The sequence below is a fragment of the Salinispora oceanensis genome (genome assembly GCF_000383575.1).
In the GTDB taxonomy this organism is placed as follows: Bacteria; Actinomycetota; Actinomycetes; order Mycobacteriales; family Micromonosporaceae; genus Micromonospora; species Micromonospora oceanensis.
Map to the genome: position 1 here is coordinate 1,955,788 of NZ_KB911579.1, position 15,431 is coordinate 1,971,218.

At 71.4% G+C, this 15,431-nt stretch carries 16 protein-coding genes and 3 tRNA genes; 6 read left to right on the forward strand and 13 right to left on the reverse strand.

The genetic code is table 11. The features are described 5' to 3' along the window. The first annotated feature begins 119 nt into the window (after window positions 1–119). Window positions 120–1,406: an autotransporter outer membrane beta-barrel domain-containing protein gene (locus SALPAC4_RS0109060; RefSeq protein ID WP_019870055.1), complete on the forward strand. Its 1,287-nt coding sequence runs from the start codon at window positions 120–122 to the stop codon at window positions 1,404–1,406. 189 nt (window positions 1,407–1,595) lie between these two features. Here SALPAC4_RS0109060 and SALPAC4_RS0109065 read toward each other — a convergent pair. From SALPAC4_RS0109065 to SALPAC4_RS0109095, 7 genes are all read right to left on the reverse strand, one after another. Beyond that, window positions 1,596–1,669 (reverse strand) — tRNA-Phe (locus SALPAC4_RS0109065). A 102-nt stretch (window positions 1,670–1,771) separates the two neighbouring features. Then, a tRNA-Asp gene (locus SALPAC4_RS0109070) sits at window positions 1,772–1,845 on the reverse strand. A 26-nt stretch (window positions 1,846–1,871) separates the two neighbouring features. After that, a tRNA-Glu gene (locus SALPAC4_RS0109075) sits at window positions 1,872–1,944 on the reverse strand. A 218-nt stretch (window positions 1,945–2,162) separates the two neighbouring features. Further along, on the reverse strand, window positions 2,163–3,107 hold the full coding sequence (locus SALPAC4_RS0109080) for a MerR family transcriptional regulator (protein WP_019870056.1): 945 nt from the start codon (window positions 3,105–3,107) through the stop codon (window positions 2,163–2,165). Next, a complete protein-coding gene (idi, locus tag SALPAC4_RS0109085) occupies window positions 3,097–3,711 on the reverse strand; it encodes an isopentenyl-diphosphate Delta-isomerase (RefSeq protein WP_019870057.1) in 615 nt (204 codons plus the stop codon). Before idi ends, SALPAC4_RS0109080 begins: the two co-directional genes overlap by 11 nt. Continuing rightward, complete coding sequence (gene crtI / locus SALPAC4_RS0109090; protein WP_027645071.1) at window positions 3,708–5,186, reverse strand: phytoene desaturase family protein; 1,479 nt, start codon at window positions 5,184–5,186, stop codon at window positions 3,708–3,710. Before crtI ends, idi begins: the two co-directional genes overlap by 4 nt. Before the next feature lie 29 nt (window positions 5,187–5,215). Further along, window positions 5,216–6,370 (reverse strand): polyprenyl synthetase family protein, encoded by a 1,155-nt coding sequence (locus tag SALPAC4_RS0109095; protein WP_019870059.1) that lies wholly within the window; start codon window positions 6,368–6,370, stop codon window positions 5,216–5,218. A gap of 64 nt (window positions 6,371–6,434) precedes the next feature. Between SALPAC4_RS0109095 and SALPAC4_RS0109100 the strand changes: the two genes are divergently transcribed. From SALPAC4_RS0109100 to SALPAC4_RS0109110, 3 genes are read left to right on the forward strand one after another with little or no spacing between them, the layout of a single operon-like run. Beyond that, window positions 6,435–7,367 (forward strand): phytoene/squalene synthase family protein, encoded by a 933-nt coding sequence (locus SALPAC4_RS0109100; protein ID WP_019870060.1) that lies wholly within the window; start codon window positions 6,435–6,437, stop codon window positions 7,365–7,367. A 9-nt stretch (window positions 7,368–7,376) separates the two neighbouring features. Next, complete coding sequence (locus SALPAC4_RS0109105; RefSeq protein WP_019870061.1) at window positions 7,377–8,807, forward strand: dihydrolipoyl dehydrogenase family protein; 1,431 nt, start codon at window positions 7,377–7,379, stop codon at window positions 8,805–8,807. A gap of 28 nt (window positions 8,808–8,835) precedes the next feature. Further along, the gene (locus tag SALPAC4_RS0109110) at window positions 8,836–10,290 is read left to right on the forward strand and encodes an MmgE/PrpD family protein (protein ID WP_019870062.1); all 1,455 of its coding nucleotides are present in this window, start codon (window positions 8,836–8,838) and stop codon (window positions 10,288–10,290) included. Window positions 10,291–10,314: 24 nt separating this feature from the next. Here SALPAC4_RS0109110 and SALPAC4_RS0109115 read toward each other — a convergent pair whose 3' ends face one another. Continuing rightward, window positions 10,315–11,076: a crotonase/enoyl-CoA hydratase family protein gene (locus SALPAC4_RS0109115; RefSeq protein WP_019870063.1), complete on the reverse strand. Its 762-nt coding sequence runs from the start codon at window positions 11,074–11,076 to the stop codon at window positions 10,315–10,317. A 125-nt stretch (window positions 11,077–11,201) separates the two neighbouring features. Here SALPAC4_RS0109115 and bluB point away from each other — a divergent pair, with 125 nt between their 5' ends. After that, the gene (gene bluB, locus SALPAC4_RS0109120; RefSeq protein WP_019870064.1) at window positions 11,202–11,831 is read left to right on the forward strand and encodes a 5,6-dimethylbenzimidazole synthase; all 630 of its coding nucleotides are present in this window, start codon (window positions 11,202–11,204) and stop codon (window positions 11,829–11,831) included. 26 nt (window positions 11,832–11,857) lie between these two features. Here the strand turns inward: bluB and SALPAC4_RS0109125 are convergent, their stop codons facing one another. Next, entirely contained in the window at window positions 11,858–13,009 is a 1,152-nt protein-coding gene (locus tag SALPAC4_RS0109125; protein WP_027645070.1) for a LysM peptidoglycan-binding domain-containing protein, read from the reverse strand. A gap of 14 nt (window positions 13,010–13,023) precedes the next feature. Next, window positions 13,024–13,473 (reverse strand): pilus assembly protein TadG-related protein, encoded by a 450-nt coding sequence (locus SALPAC4_RS0109130; RefSeq protein WP_019870066.1) that lies wholly within the window; start codon window positions 13,471–13,473, stop codon window positions 13,024–13,026. A gap of 42 nt (window positions 13,474–13,515) precedes the next feature. On the opposite strand from SALPAC4_RS0109130, the gene SALPAC4_RS0109135 reads away from it, so the two are divergent. Next, complete coding sequence (locus SALPAC4_RS0109135) at window positions 13,516–14,232, forward strand: MOSC domain-containing protein (protein ID WP_019870067.1); 717 nt, start codon at window positions 13,516–13,518, stop codon at window positions 14,230–14,232. Here SALPAC4_RS0109135 and SALPAC4_RS0109140 read toward each other — a convergent pair. Genes SALPAC4_RS0109140 through SALPAC4_RS0109150 form a run of 3 tightly spaced genes read right to left on the reverse strand, consistent with a single transcriptional unit; the run spans window position 14,216 to window position 15,409 of the window. After that, a complete protein-coding gene (locus SALPAC4_RS0109140) occupies window positions 14,216–14,806 on the reverse strand; it encodes a TadE/TadG family type IV pilus assembly protein (RefSeq protein WP_019870068.1) in 591 nt (196 codons plus the stop codon). The two genes, SALPAC4_RS0109135 and SALPAC4_RS0109140, sit on opposite strands and share 17 nt — an antisense overlap. Then, window positions 14,791–15,210 carry a TadE/TadG family type IV pilus assembly protein gene (locus SALPAC4_RS0109145; RefSeq protein ID WP_019870069.1) on the reverse strand — a complete coding sequence of 140 codons (420 nt, stop codon included), beginning with the start codon at window positions 15,208–15,210 and terminating at the stop codon, window positions 14,791–14,793. The genes SALPAC4_RS0109140 and SALPAC4_RS0109145 overlap by 16 nt, the downstream gene beginning before the upstream one ends. 4 nt (window positions 15,211–15,214) lie before the next feature. Beyond that, complete coding sequence (locus tag SALPAC4_RS0109150) at window positions 15,215–15,409, reverse strand: hypothetical protein (protein WP_019870070.1); 195 nt, start codon at window positions 15,407–15,409, stop codon at window positions 15,215–15,217. Window positions 15,410–15,431: the final 22 nt, after the last annotated feature.

Sequence of the window (15,431 nt, forward strand, 5' to 3'; positions counted from 1 at the left end):
GCCGTTCACGGAGAAAGGAGACCAAGACTGTGATGGCCCAACCGCACCACGACCACGAACCAGACACGCCCCGGGCACGCCGAGCCAGAAACCGGTGGTGGGCCGTCGGGTTGGCCGGCATGACCGGCTTGACCCTCAGCACCGGCGGCGCGGTCGCCACCCCAGCCGCCAGCGCGATCAAACACGACGTCGCTGCCGCCGGCGACGCCCCCTCCGTTGACGAGCGCCGCGGTACCCGCGACGACGGCAGGGGCATGCACTACGGCAAGGGCACCGGGATGAAGGGCAAGCAGCCCAAGGGAACCCCAGTGCCCTGCGACGCCGAAGCCCTCATCGCCGCGATCACCCTCGCCAACGCCCGCGGCGGCGCCACCCTCGACCTCGCCAAAGACTGCACCTACCTGCTCACCACCAACCTCGACGGCGCTGGCCTGCCCACCATCACCACCCCCATCACCCTCAACGGCGGCAAACACACCACCATCGAACGCGCCGCCACCGCCGACCAGTTCCGCATCCTCACCATCAATATCGGCGGCGACCTCACCCTCAACGACCTCAAACTCACCGGCGGACACACCACCGGCGACGGCGGCGCAATCCTTGTCAACCCCGGTGGCAGACTCACCACCAACGACAGCGCTATCACCCGAAACATCGCCGACGGTAACGGCGGGGGCATCACCAACAACGGCGTTACCCACCTAAACCACTCGTCCGTTGATGACAATCGCTCCGCCGTTTTCGGTGGCGGGGTCCTCAGCTTTGGCGTACTCAAGATCCGCAAGACTCACGTACGCGCCAACACCGCTTTCATCGGAGCTGGGGTCTTCGGCGCGGTGGAAGTCCAGATCGACAGCAGTACCATCAACGCCAATCACTCCTCATTCGGCAGCGGCGGCCTTGTCATGTTTATCGGAATCGGCACCGTGACGGACACCGACATCACGAACAACACCGCGATGGAGGTCGGCGGCATCCTCGTTAACCTCGACACACAACTCACCCTCAAATCGGTCACCGTTTCCGAAAATGTCGCCACCACCAGCCTCGTGGGCGGCCTCGGAATAAACCCGGGCTCCTCCGTTGTGGTCGAGAACAGCAACATCAAAAACAACACGGCCGCCACCGATGCTGGCGGCATCTACAACACCGGCTCCCTGGTGTTACGGCGAACAAAGGTCACCGGAAACCAGGCGGGCGACGAGGGCGGCGGCATATTCAACACGTTCGGGGGCGCCGTCAGTCTCTTCGACACGAAGGTGGTCAAGAATATCGCCACCACCGACGGCGGGGGGATCTTCAACGTAATCAATGGAACGGTCGAGTTGAACACCGCCACCGGCACCATCGTGGTCAAGAACCGGCCGAACAACTGCTTTGGCGTACCTGGTTGCGCCGGTTAGCAATCCGTGCGGTTCGCGAGGGAGGCTGCCGGGCCGGGGACGGCGGTCTCCCTGCACGCGAGCCGGGGCGGAGACAACCGGCCCAGACACCTGGCCGGCCGAATGGCCGTCGACGCGCGGAGGCCACAAGCAAGATCCCCACCGACGTTTCCGCTGGTGGGGACCGCAATAGCCCGGCGAAAGGCTATGTGGCCAGGGGCGGGGTCGAACCGCCGACCTTCCGATTTTCAGTCGGACGCTCGTACCAACTGAGCTACCTGGCCGTGCTTCGGGTCATGGTACCTGGCCGTCGAGATCACCGACGGGCCGGGTCACCTGCCCGATATGTCGAAGGCCGCGCGTACTGGCGCGGCCTTCGACGTTTGCGGTCCTGACGGGACTTGAACCCGCGACCTCCGCCTTGACAGGGCGGCGAGCACTCCAACTGCTCCACAGGACCTAGCTCATCCGACCGAGGTCGGACCGTGCCCCCAACGGGATTCGAACCCGTGCTACCGCCTTGAAAGGGCGGCGTCCTGGGCCGCTAGACGATGAGGGCGGCCCCGCCATCATTGCACACTCACAAGTTCTGGCGGTCTTGCTCCCATCCGGCCCCGCCGGAGGCTTCAAAAGCATACGTGATGGCGCGTCGCTCAGCCAAACCGACCCCGGGGCGTTCCCCGCAGGGACGGAACCCGCAGGTGAATCCGGTACTCCGACCGTCTTGGTCCCGCCGCCGGCCCACCCCGCGCGCGGCCCACCCCGCGGGCGGGCCGCCTAGCCTGCGGCCGACTGGTCCAACGAATCGCGTACGGCGGCCGCGAGCGAGAGCGCCTCGGCGAGGTCCACCGGGCGCACCACCCCGGCGGGAAGGCTGCCGGCCCGCCACCCCGGTCCGGCCGCGAAGACCAGCAGCGGCCGTTGGGGGCCCGTGAGCAGGGCGGTGAGCTGTGCGGGATCCGCGGTGCTCCGAGTCTGCGACCAGAGCACGACCGCAGCCGGCCCGGTCCGGTTGACCGCCTCCAGTAGCGCCCGCACCGGCACTCGGGCCCCGAGCAGCCGGTGGGCGATCCCGGCTTCGGCCAGCGCCGCGCCAAGGGCTTCCAGCGGCAGACTGTGCTGCTCCTCGTCGGCGCAGGAGAGCAGGAGGCGAGGGGGCCCATCGGGCGCGTGGGCGCGGACCACCGCGGCGAACGCCTCCGACACGCAGCGGGACACCAGGTGTTCGACCTCGATCAGCGCCGCTGTGGCGACGTGCCGTTCACCGATCCCGGCGAGTACTGGTCGCAGCAGGGTGTCCCAGGTGGTGACCACGCCGTCGGTGCGGATCGCCCGGTCGATCACCTCGTTGATGGCGTTCGAGTCAAGTCGCATGGCGGACCGAGCCAGGCCCCGAGCGGCCGGGCCGGACCGACCCACCGGAATTGTCGCGCCGCCGCCGTCGCGGGCACTCCGCTTCCCGGCCCCGACACCGGCCCCGGGCGGCCCGGTGTCGGGAGCCTGAACGGCCCAGCGGGCGGCCTCGGCCGGCGCGACGCCGTTGGCGGTGAGCCGCCGCATGGTCTCGAGGCGGGCGAGGTCGGCCGGGGTGTAGCGGCGGTGGTGCCCGGGGACGTGCTCGCTGGGCCCGAGCCCGTAGCGCTGATGCCAGGTGCGCAGGGTCGTCACCGCGACGCCCAGCCGGCGGGCGACGGCGCCAGCGCTCAGTGCCTCATCCGCCACCTGGCCGCTCCGGAGCCTCCTCGGCCGCCAGCGTGGGCTGACGCAGGTCTGGCTGACGCAGGGTGGGCTCGCCCGGGTGAAGTAACCGGTTGAGCACCCCAGCCAACCACGGGGCGTACGCGTGCGGGTCGGCGTCGAGCTCCGCTGCCAGCACGGCCGGGGGCACCCAGCGCAGCTCGGCGACCTCCTCCGGATCGGGGCGCAGCGGGGCGTGGGCCGGCAGGTCGCCCCGGAGGACGTGGTCGTACTCGAACTCGACCCTGCCGGTGGTCGGATCCTCGGCCCGGTAGACGTAGCTGCCGACCTCGGTCAGCTCGACCGGGGCGGCGCCCAACTCCTCGCCGAGCCGGCGGTTGGCGGCGATCGTCAACGGCTCGCCGGGTAACGGGTGGCCGCAGCAGGCGTTGGCCCAGCGCAGCGGAAAGCGGGTCTTCACCGCGGCCCGGCGCTGGAGCAGGACCCGGCCGTCGGGGTCAACGAGCAGCACCGAGAAGGCGCGGTGCAACCGCCCCGGCGGTTGGTGCGCGGCCCGCACCGTGGTCTGACCGGTCACCACGCCGGCCTCGTCCACCAGCTCAACCAGGTGGGCTTCCCGGCCGGTCATGAAGGGTCTCCGGTCACCCGCGCGGCGGCGAGCTTGCCGGAGATCAGCACCATCGGCACCCCGACTCCGGGCTGGGTGCCCGAGCCGACGAAGACCACGTTCGCGAGTCCGCGGTGCAGGGTGGGCGGGCGGAACGGCCCGGTCTGGAAGAGGCTGTGCGCGGAGGCGAACGGCGTGCCGGCAGCCATGCCCTGCTCCGCCCACTCGGCGGGGGTGACCGTCCGCAGCACCTCGATGCCGTCTCCGAAGCCCACGTAGCCCCGCTCCTCCAGCGTTCGCACCAGCCGGTCGGCGTAGCGGTCGGCCAGACCGCCCCGCCAGTCGAACGGGGCCCGGTCGAGGTTCGGCACCGGCGCCAGCACGTAGTAGGCGTGCCGGTCGGCGGGGGCCACCGACGGGTCGGTCCGACTCGGGTTGGTGACCAGCAGCGACGGGTCGCTCATCAGTTCGCCCCGACGGATGACCTCGTCAAAGGTGCCTCGCCACGCCCGCCCGAAGTGGATGTTGTGGTGAGCGATCTTCGCATAGCCCCGCGTCGACCCGACATGCAGGACCACGCAGGAGGGGGAGTAGGTCAAGCGGCGGTGCCGGGTCTGGAGCAGTTCCCGGTGTGCCACCGGCAGGTCCGGGTTGAGCACCACCACGTCGGCGGGGACGAACTCCCCACTGGCGGTGCGGACACCGGTCGCCCGGTCGGCGGCGGTCTCCACCTGGGTCACGGTGGTGTCGTACCGGAGTTGCACCCCGTGCTTCTCGGCGGCGCCGGCCATGGCCCGTGCGACGGCGTGGATCCCGCCGCGCGGAAAGTGCACCCCGGCGACGGAGTCGAGGTACGCGATAACCGCGTAGATGGCGAGCGCGTCGTGCGGCGCGAGCCCGGCATACATCGCCTGGAAGGAGAAGACGCGCTGGGTGCGCGGGTCTCGGAAGAACTGGTTGATCTTTGTTTGGAGCCGCCGGAAGGCACCGCCGGCGAGTAGCTTCAGCAGGTTCCCGGTGAGCAGGTCGGTGGGGGCGTCCAGGTTGCGTTCGATGAAGTCAGCCCGCTCGAGGCGCCACAGCTCACGGGCGTAGTCGACGAAGCGGAGGTAGCCGTCGGCCTCCCGCGGGCCGCAGACCTTCGCGATCTCGGCGGCCATCCGGGTCGTGTCGGTGATCACGTCCAGGGTGGAGCCGTCCGGATAGTACGCCCGGTAGGCGGGGTCGAGTGGGCTCAGCTCGAGCCAGTCGTCGAGCTCCTCACCGACGGCGTGCAGCGCCTCGGCGATCAGATCCGGCATGGTCAGCACCGTGGGACCGGTGTCAAAGTCGTACCCGTTGACGCTGAGTCGACCGGCCCGACCACCCGGCACCGGCTCGCGTTCCAGCACCGTCACCTGGCGACCGCTGCCGGCCAGGTGCAGCGCGCAGGCCAGCCCGCCGAGCCCGGCACCGACGATCACCACTCGGTCCGTACGCCCGCGTACCGTGCGCACCTGACCACCTCCTCGGGAGAACGCGCCCATCATGCTCGCCGGTGGGTGGCGACGGTCGCGAGACCGGCGAGCGCGGTCCGCGCGGTGTCGTCGATCGCTGGAGCAGCGAGGGCGTCGAGCGCCTCAGCAACCCGGTCGGAGATCATCTGCTCGACCTGGGCGACGGCGCCGGTCTCCGCGACCACCTCCGCCAGTCGGGTGACCTCCCGGTCGTCCGCGCCCACGCCGATCTGGTCGAGCGCCCGGCGCTGTGTGTGGTCGGCCCGGCTGCGGGCCAGCATGAGCAGTGCGGTCGGCTTGCCGGTACGCAGATCGTCACCGGCGGGTTTTCCGGTGGTGGCCGGGTCGCCGTAGACGCCGAGCAGGTCGTCGCAGAGTTGGAACGCCTCGCCGACGGCCTGGCCGTAGCGGGTGTACGCCGCGATCAGCGGGGAGCCGGCGCCGACGCCGGCCAGGCGGGCACCGAAGAGCAGCGGCCACCGCACCGTGTAGCTGGCGGTCTTGTAGCGGGCGACCTGCAGGGCCCGCTCCACCGACCAGTTCGTCGGGTCGCTCTCGCCGAGGACGTCGAGGTATTGCCCGGCGACGGTCTCCACCCGCATCTGGTCGTAGCACCGCCGGACCTCCAGCAGCCGGGCCGGCGGCAGGACGGCCTGCGCGAGGAGCCGGTCGGCCCAGACCAGGCAGAGGTCACCGACGAGGATGGCGACGTTCTCGCCAAACTTGCCGGAGTCGCCGCGTCGCCCGGCCGCGGCGTGCTGGGCGGCGACCGCGACGTGTGCGGTGGGCCGGCCACGGCGGGTGGCGGAGGAGTCCATCACGTCGTCATGGGTGAGGGCGAAGGCGTGCAGCAGCTCCAGCGCGGCGAGCGCCGGCAGCACGGGGGGCAGCGGCTCAGCGCCGCCGACCACGCCCCGCCACCCCCAGTAGGCGAAGGTCGGGCGGAGCCGCTTCCCGCCGGCCAACACGCTGTCGCGGGCGATGGTGGCGAACTCGCCGGCGCTCGGGTCGATCGTGGCCAGTGCGTCGATCTCGGTGTCGAGGAAGTCGACGAGGGTGTCGTCAACCGCGGCGACGACCTCTTCGGTGTAGGCGGCCAAGCGGGCGCGCACCGGGTCGGTTTCGCCACCACGGCGGGCCGGGATGGCCCGGGGGGCTTTACCCACAACTGCGTCGTTGGCCATGCGCGGGAGCATACCCTAGGGTTACGAGTTGCGTCGATTCATGCGTCGAATTGAGGGAGGGCCGGTGGATACGGATCTCACCGCCGCCTACGACCGATGCCGTGAGTTACACCGTCACCACGGCCGCACCTACTATCTCGCCACCCGGCTGCTTCCCACCTGGAAACGGCGACATGTACATGCTTTGTACGGTTTCACCCGCTATGCGGATGAGATTGTTGACCGAACCGAGGAGTTGCCCACGGCGCAGCGGGCCGCTCAGCTGGACGACTGGGCCGCGCGGTTCCTCGCCGGCCTGCATGGTGAGTCGGTCACCGACCCGCTGCTCCCCGCCGTGCTGCACACCATCGCCGTCTTCAACCTGAACCGAGACGACTTCGCGTCGTTTCTACGCAGCATGGCGATGGACCTGACCGTCAGCTCCTACCCCACCTACGCCGACCTGCTCCACTACATGGAGGGCTCCGCCGCCGTCATCGGCACGATGATGCTGCCGATCCTCGGCAGCGCCGACCCGGTCGCCGCCCGTGAACCCGCCCGCCAGCTCGGCTTCGCCTTCCAACTGACGAACTTCATCCGGGACGTTGCCGAAGACCTCGACCGTGGCCGGACCTACCTACCGGACGCGGACCTGGCCCGCTTCAGCGTCACCCGCGACGACCTCCTGGCCGCCCGCGCCGCCGGCCGGACCAGCGAACCGATTCGGGAACTGATCCGCTACGAGGTGGCCCGGGCCCAGGCGCACTACGCTGCCGCCGCGCCCGGTGTCACCCTGCTCGACCCCGCCTCGCAGGCCTGCATCCGCACCGCGTACACCCTCTACGGGGGCATCCTCGACGAGGTCGCGGCGCAGGACTTCGATGTCTTCGCCCAACGGGCCCGGGTGCCGCAGCACCACCGGCTGGCGGAGACCGCCCGTGCCCTGCTCACCCGAACCGGCACTCCCGTCCGGGTGCCCGGCCCACCATTGATGACACTCACCCGGCCCCTTGCCTAGGCTGACAGGATGGAGCCGGAGCTGGTGGACGTGGTCGTCGTCGGGCTCGGGGTCGGCGGCGAGGAGGTGGCCGGCCGGCTCGCCGAGGCCGGGCTCAACGTCGTCGGCATCGAGCGGGGCCTGGTCGGTGGCGAGTGCCCGTACTGGGGATGCGTGCCGAGCAAAATGATGATCCGGGCGGCGAACACCCTCGCCGAGGCACACCGGGTGCACGAATTCGCCGGGTCGGCGCGGGTGTCGCCCGACTGGGCACCCGTGGCGGAACGGATCCGCGCGGAGGCCACCGACAACTGGGACGACCGGGTCGCGGTGGAACGGTTCGGCAACCAGGGTGGGCGCTTCATCCGGGGCAGCGGACGGCTCGACGGACCGGGTCGGGTCCGCGTCAACGACCAGGTCTTCCAGGCCCGACACGGAATCGTGCTGAGCACCGGTACTCGCCCCGCCGCGCCCCCCATCAACGGGCTGGCCGAGACTCCGTACTGGACGAACCACCAGGCGATCGAGGTAGCTCGGCTACCGGAATCGTTACTGGTACTCGGCGGCGGCGCGATCGGGCTGGAGCTGACACAGGTCTTCGCGCGATTCGGCGTCCGGGTCACCGTGGTTGAGGCGCTGGACCGGGTGCTGGCGACCGAGGAGCCGGAGTCGTCCGAGGTGGTCGCCACCGCGCTCCGCGCCGACGGTGTCGATATCCACACCGGAGTGCTGGCGGACCGGGTCGACCACGACGGGCAGAAATTCACCCTACGGGCGAATGACGTGCGGTACACCGCTGATCAGCTGCTGGTGGTGACCGGCCGCCGGGCGCACCTGGACGAACTGGGCCTGGACACTGTCGGCGTCCGCGCCGACCAGCGCTTCCTACCGGTTGACGACCGACTGCGCGTCACCGAGGGAATCTGGGCGGTCGGCGACGTGACCGGCGCTGGTGCCTTCACCCACGTCGCGACCTACCAGGCGGGCATTGTCGTCGCCGACCTGCTCGACCGCGTCCGTCGATCCGATGGTGTCGAAGGCCTCGAGCGGGGAAGATCCGACGCGGGAGCGGGGGCGGACCCGAACGGCACGGCCGTCCCCCGAGCCGACTACCGGGCGCTGCCCCGGGTCACCTTCACCGACCCGGAGGTCGGGGCGGTCGGGCTCACCGAATCGCAGGCCCGCCAGCGGGGAATCAACGTCCAGGTCGGCTCCGTGTCACTGGGCTCCTCGGCCCGCGGTTGGATCCACCGCGCCGATGGCCTGATCAAACTCGTCGCGGACGCAGACCGGGGAGTGCTGGTCGGTGGAACGTCGGTCGGGCCAGCCGGCGGCGAGGTGCTCTCCGGGCTGGCGGTCGCCGTGCACGCGGCGGTGCCGCTGGCCGAACTCCGCAGCATGATCTACGCGTACCCGACCTTCTACCGGGCCATCTCCGACGCCCTGCGGGACCTGGGCTGATCCGGCCGGGCGAGGAACGGAGACGACAATGGCCGGTGCGACACCGACCGACCCGGACCGGCCGACCGACCCGGACCGGCCGACCGACCCGGACGAGCCAACCGACCCGGACGGGCCAACGGGTCGGCTCGTCACCTGGCTCGCGGAGACCTCGATCGACGCCATCCCCACCGATGTCACCACCCGGGCCCGGCACCTGATCCTGGACGGCATCGGCTGCCTCCTGGTCGGCGCCCGGCTGCCCTGGTCCCAGATCGCCGTGCGGAGCCTGACCGTCGAACCCGGCTCCAGCCTGGTCGCCGGGTGGGACCGCACCACCGACGCGTCCACGGCGGCGCTGCTGAACAGCAGTTTCATCCAGGGCTTCGAGCTCGACGACGTGTCGTACCGGATTCCCTGGCACGCCAACGCGGTGTTGCTGCCGGTGCTGCTGGCCGTGGCCGGCCGGCGGGCGACGGTCACCGGGGCCGACCTCCTCCGGGCCGAGGTGTTGGGCTTCGAGGCCGGCGTCCGAGTCGGCCGCGCGCTGGGCGGGCCAGCGTTGATAACCCGGGGCTGGCACTCCGGCGCGGTCTTCGGCGGGCTGGGGGCCGCAGCGGCCGGCGGGGTGCTGTACGACCTGACCCCCGCCCGGTTCGAAGACGCGCTGGGCATCGCCGCGACCCAGTCGGGCGGGTTGATGGCCGCGCAGTACGAGTCGATGGTCAAACGCATGCAGCACGGCTTCGCGGCCCGCAACGGCCTGGTCGCGGCGACCCTGGCCGCCGGCGACTACATCGGGATCAAGCGGGTCTTCGAGCGCGGCTACGGCGGATACCTCGCGGTCTTCACCGCGCGGCACGACACCGATCCGTCGGCGATCGGCGATGCGCTGGGCGAACACTGGTATCTGCCGGAACAGACGATCAAACCGTACGCGGCGATGGCGTACACCCACCCGGCGATCGACGCGGCGCTGGCGCTGCGGGCGACAGACGCTTTCGACCCCACCGCCATCGAACGAATCGAGATCGAGGTCGCCGAGTCCGTCTTCGACCACGCAGTCTTCCCACTCCACCGGCCGATCGAGAGCGTCGCCGCGCAGATGTCCGTCTGCTACACGACGGCGGCGGCGCTCCTCAACGGCGCGGTCTCGGTGGAGCAGTTCCGACCGGACCGGCTGGACCAGGACGACGTGTGGCGGCTGATCGACCGGACGACCGTCACCCGGGTGTCCGGACCGGCGTCCACCGGGCGGGTGCGCCTGACCACCGATGCTGGTCACACACACGAGCAGCGCACCGAGACGCCGCTCGGCTCGGTGCGGCGTCCACTCAGTAACGCCGATATCGTGGACAAGTATCGGGACCTGACCGGGCGGATCCTGGACCGGCACCGACAGCAGGCGATCGAGGACCTGGTGCTGCACCTGGACGAGCGCCGGGACGCCCCGGCGGCACTACTCGCGCTGCTCGCCCCGGCGGTCGGCGGCGCGCTGGACTGACCCGTCCGGCCCCGGGCGGCCCCCTCAGGCACCGGCGCCGTGCCGGCCGGCACCAGCGGCGAACCGAGCCGCCCCCGCCACCGCGTCGGCGGCCAACGACTCCATCCCGTAGGTCAGCTCGGTCGCCAGCGCCGCCGGCTCCGGCAGCGCCGCCGTGGCCAGCACCGCGGCCCGATCGTTGCGCAGACAGGTCTGCGGGTGCCCGGCGAGCTCCGCGGCCAGCTGCTCGGCTGCGGCCCGAGCCGTACCGGGGGCGACCAGCCGGTTCACCAGACCCATCGCGTACGCCTCGGGCGCCGGCACCGGACGGCCGGTGAGGATCAGGTCCATCGCCCGGCTCTCGCCGATCAGTCGGGGCAGCCGGAACGTCCCACCGTCGATCAGCGGTACGCCCCAACGCCGGCAGAAGACGCCGAGCACCGCGTCCTCCTCGGCGACCCGGAGGTCGCACCAGAGCGCCAGCTCCAGCCCGCCCGCCACCGCGTACCCGGAGATCGCCGCGATCACCGGCTTGGACAGCGTCATCCGGGTCGGACCCATCGGGCCGTCCCCATCCGGTGCGACCCGGTTGCCGGTGGGGGCGCCGATCGCCTTCAGGTCGGCACCAGAGCAGAACGTCCCGCCCGCACCGCAGAGCACCGCCACCGCCGCGTCCGGGTCGGCCTCGAAGGCGCGGAAGGCATCGGCCAGCGCCCGCGCGGTCGGACCGTCCACGGCGTTCCGCGCCTGCGGCCGATCCAGAATCACTGTGGTCACCGTCGCGGCCCGTTCGACCCGTACGCCCATCGGGACAGCATGACCCCGGCGGTGTCCGGTACGCCAGAGCCGACGCCCGGCCTCGGCGCGCGATCTGGCATCGTCCCTGGTGTTCGATTTAGAGTGCTCGGCGATGTGATCATGTGAGGTGCCCGATGGACCTGTACGACGTCATCCACCGCCGCCGGGACGTGCGGGCGCAGTTCACCGGGGCGCCGGTGTCCGCCGAGACCCTGAACCGGGTGCTCGCCGCCGCCCACGCGGCCCCGAGCGTCGGATACTCGCAGCCGTGGGACTTCATCCTGGTCCGCGACCCGGAGTTACGCCGCGCCTTTCATGAGCACGTCAGCGCCGAGCGGGAGGTCTTCGCCGCGACCCTGACCGGGGAGGCGGCCGAGCGGTTCGCCCGCATCAAGATCGATGGGGTGTTGGAGTCCAGCCTGTCGGTCGTCGTCACCTACGACCCGGCCCGGGGTGGCCCGGCGGTCCTCGGCCGGCACGCTATCGCCGACACCGGGCTCTACTCGGCCTGCCTGGCCATCCAGAACCTCTGGCTCGCCGCGACCGCCGAGCAGCTCGGCGTCGGCTGGGTGTCGTTCTACCGGGAGCAGTGGCTCGCCGAACTGCTCCGGATCCCGGCCGGGATCCGTCCGGTGGCCTGGCTCTGCCTCGGCCCGGTCACCCACTTCGAGGCGGTACCCGACCTGGCGCGGCACGGCTGGCGGAGCAAGCGCCCGTTGGCCGAGGCCGTGCACACCGACTGTTGGGGCGAGACGCCGGCGTAGCGGCCGGGGACAGTCGTCAGCCGGGTTCAATCCCGCCGGTGCCGGCCAGCCGGTAGTTCCCACTGCCGTTGACCGCTCGGCAGCGCCCGACGGTCGGTCCCGGCACGAACGGTAGCCGGGCGTCGGCGCAGGCCGAGCAGGGCGCCGATCTGCGCGCCGACGATACTCGACACGGCGAGGACCGCCGAGACGGCGAGCGGCCGATTCACCCGGTTCGGATCGGCGGGACCGGCTGCACCCACGGCCACAATCGGCACCTCCGCCGCCGGATCCGGAGCGGTCTGGTCCGAGGCTGCCGTATCCGTCTGGGACGCGTCCGAAACCGCCGTCCCCGAAACAGCCGACTCCGCAGGTGACGGCGGTGTTGCCGGCTCGGCCGGCGCCGGCGCGGGTGGCTGGGGCGGGGTCGGTCGGGCGACCAGCCGTCCGGTGGCGTGGGGGCCGGGGCCACGGTCGTGGGCCTCGGCGGGCAGCCGCAGGAGCTGACCCGGGTGGATGCGGTCGGGGTCGGCCAGCCGGTTCAGCGCGGCGAGGCTCCGGTAGTCCTCGAACCCGTCCAGGTACCGCGCGGCGATCGATCCGAGGTAGTCCCCCCTTGCCACCCGATAGACCGGTGCCCGCTCGGGCGCGGCGGTCGAGGCAATGGATGCGGCGGTCGGCGCGGCGGTCGAGGCAGCGGATGCGGCAGTCGGTGCGGCTGCGGCCCTGGGTGCTGTTGGGCCTGCCGCCACTTGGGCTGTTGGGTCCGCTGCCACCGCCGCCGTGGATGCTGGCGGGCCTGCCGCCACCGCCGCCGCGCTGGCCGCCACGGGACTCGCCACCAAGATCAATGCGACTGAACCGACCAGTGCGGCGGCGGCCCGCTGTTGCCGGCCCATCCCCGGCAACCGGGGTGCGGGGCGACGGACGGCGAGGGCTCCCAACTCGACCAGCACCGAGAGGGCGAACGTGGCCCAGCCCACCCAGCCCGCCACCGCCAGCACCCGGATGAAGAGCTGGCCGTCGTCGCGGCTGGTCAATACCGTGCCGATCTCACCGAGGGTCGGCACCTGCGCCGGCAGAGGGTTACCGGCGAACGCGAGCAGCGCCACCGGGGCGCCGACCAGCAGCACACCGAGCAGGGCGAGGGCACCGAACCCGGTGAGCACCCGGCCAAGGAGACGAGCCGATGTGGACATGGCGGCCTTCCTTCCTACAGTCCACCGGTCAGCGCCCGAGCGGTCGCCTCCCCGGTGACGTTGACGGTGTCGTTGAAGCCGACGAGGCCGAGCAGCGACCTCTCGTAGGTGACGGTGACCCGCACCCGAACCACGGTCTCCCCATCAACCACCGGGAAGCTGACGGTGTGGGCGCTGGCACCGGCGGCGGCGAGATACTCGGCCACCGCCCGCCGCGCCTGCGGCTCGTCGATCCGCTTTGGCCCTCCCTCGATCGCGGTGGCCAGGTCGATCGACTGTCCCCCGGCGCGGGCGGCTTCGCTGGCGAGGTTGTCAGCTCGCTGCAGCGCGCGTAGCTGCCCAGCCCCGTCGAAGGCGAGCGCCACAACGGTGAGAATGCCCAGGGCGGCGATGGCCAGGAAGACACTGACCCGGCCCGAATCGTCCCGGCCCGAGGCGGTGCGGCGCATCGGTACGGCGGTCATTGGGGACACCACCGGTACGGCGTCCCCGCTAACGTGCCTTCGATGAAGGTGGCTGAGATCCGTAGATACCCGATCAAGTCACTGCTCGGCGAGCGGCTCGACGACGTCGAGTTCGAGCAGCGAGGACTCGTCGGCGACCGGCTCTGGGCGGTCCGCGACGTTGACGGCAAGATCGGCAGCGGCAAGAACACCCGCCGGTTCCGGCGCATGCCCGGCCTGCTCCACCTTCGTGGGCGCTTCGGCGAGCGCGTTCCCACTGTGGAGTTACCGAACGGAGAAGTGTTCGCCGCCGATGACCCGGCCGGACACGCCGCGGTCAGCCACACCATCGGCAGGAACGTCACCATTGCCCGCGAGGCGGGGGTCCAGCACCACGACGAGGGACCCGTCAGCCTGATCACCACGGCTGGGCTGCGCCAACTCGCCGGGATAATCGGAGAACCCGTTGACCCGGTACGGTTCCGCGCCAACCTCGTCATCGACCTACCCGGCACCGGCTTCCCTGACGACAGCTGGCTCGGCCACGACCTGCAGGTCGGGCCGACCGTCATCCTGCGGCCACAGGAGTTACAGACCCGCTGCATCATGATCGACATGGCGCAGGGTGACCTACCCGAGGATCGCCGGCTCCTCAAGGCCCTCGCCGAGCGGCCGGACCTGACCTTCGGCGTCTGGGGGACCGTCGTCCGCCCCGGCCGCCTCGCCGTGGGTGACACCGTGACCGTGACGTCCCGCACGCTCGTCACCGCCCACTCGTAGCCGGGTTCGACACCGGTACGGCGTCGACACTCGTGGACCCGAGCGCTCTGCTCCGGTAACGGTCCAGCGGCGAGGTGAAGCTGGCGGACACCCGGCGGCTGTTCGGCACCCCCGGAATGGTCTCCAGCCGCAGGTCGGACAGGTCGACGGTGCAGGAGAGGCGAACCGTCACCGCGGCCTGCTGGCCGATCGGGCTCCGGAACGCGGCGGCGAAGCTGGTCGCCTGCCCGTTGACGGTGCCACTGAGGTCGACCGTCGGCGTACTCGTGCAGTTCAGACCGCGCCAGTCGAGCTGTCGGACGGCCGCCTCCCGGGCCTGCTCGGCGGCGGTGCCCGCGTCGCGGGAGATGGAGGCGGCACGGGCGGCGTCGTGCGCCGCCGCCTCGACGGCCTCGGCCGCGACCGCGGTCCGCCCGGCGACCCCGGCGAGGACCATCAGCCCGATGAAGGCCGGCGCGAGGATCGCCGCCTCGACGGAGACCGACCCGCGGTCGCGCTGCCGGTCGCCGCGTCGGCCACGGTCGCGTTGCGGGTCGCGGCGTCGGCCACGGTCGCGGATCACGGCTCCGTCCACCGTTCCACCGTCCCGTGTGCGCTCTCGCTGATCGGGAAGTCGACGCCGGGTACGACGGAGAGCGAACGGCCACGGACGGTGCAGGTCACGTCGGCCGCGTCGGTCTGGCAGCTCGGCCCCGGGGAGTCCCAGTCGACCAGCCAGCCGCCGGCTGCGGCGAGGAAGCGTCGCGCCCGGTCCGCGCCCGCGTCCGGCGGGGCGTTGAGCACCCGCTGTGCGTTGACCCCGCTCTGCGCCGCGTGCATCGCCGTGGATCGGGCGATGAAGACGGCGGCCACCTGAATCGCTCCGAAGAGCAGCACGAAGATCACCGGCATCACCACCGCCAGCTCCACCGGGTTGGCGCCCCGGTCCGTGCCGCCGAGCCGTCGGCGCAGGGCGAGGCAGGACCGTCGCACACGCATCGGATCAGGGCGCGGTCGGAATGGCGTTCATCCAGCCCTCCGCCCGGGTGGCGACGAGCGTCGTGACGGTGATCGCGGCGGCCACCAGACCAAAGATGATCACGGCGGTGGGGACGGGGCTGTCCCCCCGCTCGCGGTCGGAGCGCAGCTCGGCCAGGCGCGCGGCCAGCGCGACCTGTAGGTGAACGAAGAGGGACATGGCGGGCTCCTTGTCGGACGGG

What these genes read in the sequence shown, in the direction of transcription:
- SALPAC4_RS0109135 (WP_019870067.1), top strand. Translation starts at nt 13,516, where the DNA reads ATGAAGGTGGCTGAGATCCGTAGATACCCGATCAAGTCACTGCTCGGC.
- SALPAC4_RS0109110 (WP_019870062.1), top strand. Translation starts at nt 8,836, where the DNA reads ATGGCCGGTGCGACACCGACCGACCCGGACCGGCCGACCGACCCGGAC.
- SALPAC4_RS0109060 (WP_019870055.1), top strand. Translation starts at nt 120, where the DNA reads ATGACCGGCTTGACCCTCAGCACCGGCGGCGCGGTCGCCACCCCAGCC.
- idi (WP_019870057.1), bottom strand. Translation starts at nt 3,711, where the DNA reads ATGACCGGCCGGGAAGCCCACCTGGTTGAGCTGGTGGACGAGGCCGGC.
- SALPAC4_RS0109105 (WP_019870061.1), top strand. Translation starts at nt 7,377, where the DNA reads ATGGAGCCGGAGCTGGTGGACGTGGTCGTCGTCGGGCTCGGGGTCGGC.
- SALPAC4_RS0109150 (WP_019870070.1), bottom strand. Translation starts at nt 15,409, where the DNA reads ATGTCCCTCTTCGTTCACCTACAGGTCGCGCTGGCCGCGCGCCTGGCC.
- SALPAC4_RS0109095 (WP_019870059.1), bottom strand. Translation starts at nt 6,370, where the DNA reads ATGGCCAACGACGCAGTTGTGGGTAAAGCCCCCCGGGCCATCCCGGCC.
- SALPAC4_RS0109130 (WP_019870066.1), bottom strand. Translation starts at nt 13,473, where the DNA reads ATGACCGCCGTACCGATGCGCCGCACCGCCTCGGGCCGGGACGATTCG.
- bluB (WP_019870064.1), top strand. Translation starts at nt 11,202, where the DNA reads ATGGACCTGTACGACGTCATCCACCGCCGCCGGGACGTGCGGGCGCAG.
- SALPAC4_RS0109115 (WP_019870063.1), bottom strand. Translation starts at nt 11,076, where the DNA reads ATGGGCGTACGGGTCGAACGGGCCGCGACGGTGACCACAGTGATTCTG.
- SALPAC4_RS0109145 (WP_019870069.1), bottom strand. Translation starts at nt 15,210, where the DNA reads ATGCGTGTGCGACGGTCCTGCCTCGCCCTGCGCCGACGGCTCGGCGGC.
- SALPAC4_RS0109125 (WP_027645070.1), bottom strand. Translation starts at nt 13,009, where the DNA reads ATGTCCACATCGGCTCGTCTCCTTGGCCGGGTGCTCACCGGGTTCGGT.